The 3,602-nt window shown below is 61.4% G+C and carries 3 protein-coding genes and 1 pseudogene; all 4 read left to right on the forward strand.

The window, feature by feature from the left end:
- Nucleotides 1–843: mannonate dehydratase (locus tag VL202_RS14340; RefSeq protein WP_325464779.1), on the forward strand; the 843-nt coding region annotated here is incomplete at its 5' end.
- Nucleotides 844–883: 40 nt separating this feature from the next.
- Nucleotides 884–2,134, forward strand: a complete 1,251-nt coding sequence (locus tag VL202_RS14345) for an ABC transporter substrate-binding protein (protein WP_325464780.1) — start codon at nt 884–886, stop codon at nt 2,132–2,134.
- Between the two features lie 79 nt (nt 2,135–2,213).
- Nucleotides 2,214–3,074 carry a sugar ABC transporter permease gene (locus VL202_RS14350; protein WP_325464781.1) on the forward strand — a complete coding sequence of 287 codons (861 nt, stop codon included), beginning with the start codon at nt 2,214–2,216 and terminating at the stop codon, nt 3,072–3,074.
- Nucleotides 3,075–3,077: 3 nt separating this feature from the next.
- Nucleotides 3,078–3,602: pseudogene (locus tag VL202_RS14355) on the forward strand (carbohydrate ABC transporter permease); the annotation flags it as partial.

The raw sequence follows: 3,602 nt of genomic DNA on the forward strand, positions 1-3,602 counted from the left end.
GACATCCTGCTGGACGGTCCGAACAAGCGGCAACAGATGGATGGGTTGAAGCGGCTCGTGGAGGATGCGGGCCGCGCCGGCATCAAGGTCATCGGCTACAATTTCTCGATCGCAGGCGTCTGGGGCTGGCGGCGACTTCCGGTGGGGCGCGGCGGAGCCGTCACATCGGTATTCGATGCCGCGGGCTTCGACGCTCAGGCGCCCATTCCCGACGGGATGGTGTGGAACATGCGTTACCGTCCTGCCGTGCCCGGCGCCGCCCCGGTCAGCGTCTCGGAAAGCGAACTCTGGCAACGCCTCGAGTGGTTCCTGAACGAACTCGTACCGGTCGCCGAAGCGGCCGGAGTGAAACTGGCCGCCCATCCTGACGACCCACCGATGGAAACGTTGCGCGGCACGGCACGGCTGGTCAACCAGCCCGCCAAGTACGACCGCCTGCTCTCGGTCATCGACAGCCCGTCCAACGCCTTGGAATACTGCATCGGCTCGCTGCAGGAAATGACCACCGGCAATATCTACGACACGACCCGGCGGTTCGCCCGCTCCGGCCGGATTGCCTATGTCCACTTCCGCAACGTGAAGGGCAAGGTACCCCGCTATGAAGAAACATTCGTCGATAATGGCGACGTGGACATGGCCGAAATCGTCCGCATTCTGCGGGACGAATCCTTCGATGGCGTGATGGTGCCGGACCACGTGCCGGATGTTCACAGCAATGCGCCATGGCACGCCGGCATGGCCTACACCATCGGCTACATGCGGGCCCTCGTCGGACATGCCGACCTGCTTGGCCCCGCGACATATGCTTCAAGCGACGACGCGGCCATCTCGCAGGCAGTGTGAGCGACGTCGGTATTCGAAAACGACCAGGGAGGAGAAACCAATGAAACGCAAAACCAGAATACTCGCCGCAGGACTGGCGCTGATGTTGTCCCACGCGACCTGCGCATCCGCCGCCGATCTGGTGTGGTGGACGATGAATTGGAACGAACAGAAGGCAAAGGATTTCGCAGCCGAGTTCATGAAGGAAAATCCCGGGATAAACGTTCGCGTCGAGGCAAATGTCGCCGGCGGCCTGCAGAGCCGCATTCTGGTTGCTCTCCAATCGGGCAGCACGCCGGACCTGATCGATGTCCAGAACGGCGTCAACATACCGTTGGCAGAGACCGGCAAGCTGGAACCCCTGCGTGACCATCTGACGGCAGCGGGCGTAGATTTCGACGACGTGCTTCCCGCAAGCCTCGATACCGCCACCTTCAACGGCGAGCTCTACGGCCTGCCCTTCCAGGCAGAAGCCCACGCCCTGATCTACAACAGGGGAGCCTACAAGGAGGCAGGTCTCGATCCCGACAAACCACCGCAAACCTGGACCGAATTCCTTGATTCCGCCAAGGCCCTCACCCGCACCAACAGCGCCGGTCAAAAGGTCTATGGTTACGGCGTATCGGGCGGCGGGGCCGACCAGCCTGGCAATGCCCTGTTTCGCTCGCTGCCTTTCATGTGGATGAACGGGGGCGGCATTCTCGGCCCCGACAACAAGGAAGTGACCATCAATTCGCCGGAGTCGGTGGAAGCCGTCAAGTTCTACGTGGACCTCTTTACCACGTTGAAGGTCTCTCCGCCCTCCACTCTGGAAAACGACTCCAATGCACTCCGCCGCCTGTTCCAGGTGGGCAATGTGGCCATGATCCCCGGAGCGACCTCCGATATCGAGCGCATCCGCGAAGCTGCCCCCGAGATCGAACTGGGCGTCGCTCCGCTGCCCCACCCTGACGGCAAGGAGACGGCTGTCATTCTGGGCGGATGGAACTTCATCATCCCCAAGGACGCGCCCAACAAGGAAGCCGCGATCAAGCTGGCCGCCTTCATGTCGAACGCGGGGCGCCAGGCGACCTACACCACGACCTTTCCGGCCGCCATGTCCGGACTGAAGGCGGAACGTTTCAACGATCCGCTGATGGACGCGCACAAGACCATGCTCCGGCACGCCCGGCCCCAACCGGCTATCCCGCAATGGGGGCAGATCGGACAGATCTACTACAACTATCTTCAGGAGTCCCTGCTGGAAGGCAGCACCGTTCAGGAGGCGATGGACGCGGCGGCCGAGGAGATCAAGTCCGTTCTGTCCCAGTGAACTGATCGACCGCCTCTTTGCAAGAACAGGTTGAACGCGCCCGGCGAGAACGGCCGGGCGCCCGACGACAGGAATTCACATGACCACGCGAAATATCAGTCCCGGCCTCTGGTTCATCCTACCGACCATGCTGCTGCTGGCCACACTGATCATCTACCCGATGCTCTCGACCGTGGAGCTCAGCCTTACCGATGCCAGCGGCGCCTTTGCCGGCATGCGCAACTTCAATGTGGCCATCAGCGCGCCCTCGACCAGGCTGATACTGTTCAACACGGCCTACTACGTCATCGGCTCGGTGGTCTTCCAGCTCCTGCTCGGCATTCTCGCGGGCATCCTGCTCAATCAGCAGTTCGCCGGACGATCGGTGGTTCGCTCGCTGATGCTGATCCCGTGGGTCGTGCCGGGCATCGTCGCCGCCATGACCTGGGCGTGGATGTTTCACACCGACTACGGCATCATCAACTACATGCTGATGCAACTCGGCGTTATCTCCCAGCCCGTCGGCTGGCTGACCAATCCCGATACCGTCATGCCGGCCCTGATCGCCGTCAATGCCTGGAAAATGTTTCCCTTCGTCGCCGTGATGGTGCTGGCCGGCCTGCAATCGGTACCCGACGAACTGTATGAGGCGGTGCGGGTGGACGGCGCCAGCTTCTGGCACGAGATCTGGCACATCATGTTGCCCCAGCTCCAGCCCGTCCTGGTTTCCGTGACGCTGCTCCTGACCATCTGGGCGCTCGACGGTATCACCATCATCTACTCGATCACCGGCGGCGGCCCCGCCAACCGCTCGATGATCTTCCCCATCCAGATCTATGTACAGGCCTTCGAATATTTCGAGTTCAACCGCGCAGCCGCGATGGCGGTTCTCTACTTCCTGTTCATCGCGGTGATCATCGTACTCTACATGCGCATGTTTGCGGCGCAGGATAAGGACTGATCCATGCAAGACAGACGCCGCACCCTCGTCATTTCGCTACCGGTCGCCCTGCTGGTTCTCGTCGCGGTCTTCCCGTTTCTCTGGATGGCGGTCTCCGCCTTCAAGCCGCTTGCCCAGCTCTACACCATACCGCCGCGCTGGCTGCCGGATCCGCCGACCCTCATCAACTTCAAGACCGTGCTCTTCGAGAGCAACATTCCGCGCTACTTCGTCAATAGCCTCATCATCTCGATCGGCTCGACCTCGCTGGCGCTAATCTTCGCCATCTTCGCGGCCTATGGTTTCGCGCGCTTTGATTTCCGCGGCCGCTCGGCTGCGCTTGCCTTCGTGCTGATCGGGCAGTTGCTGCCCACCGCAACCGTCATCGTGCCACTCTATATCGTTCTCAACTATCTCGGACTGATCAACACCTATCTTGGCTTGATCCTGGTCTATCTGATCCTCACGCTGCCACTCAGTGTCTGGATGCTCACGGGCTACTTCCGCGGCATCCCGAAGGAGCTCGAGGATGCCGCCATCATTGATGGC

It is taken from the genome of Pararhizobium sp. (assembly GCF_035497515.1).
Classification (GTDB): domain Bacteria; phylum Pseudomonadota; class Alphaproteobacteria; order Rhizobiales; family Rhizobiaceae; genus Pararhizobium.

Bases quoted from the DNA above. Each gene is read 5' to 3' on its own strand.
- VL202_RS14350 (WP_325464781.1), top strand. From the start codon at position 2,214: ATGACCACGCGAAATATCAGTCCCGGCCTCTGGTTCATCCTACCGACC.
- VL202_RS14345 (WP_325464780.1), top strand. From the start codon at position 884: ATGAAACGCAAAACCAGAATACTCGCCGCAGGACTGGCGCTGATGTTG.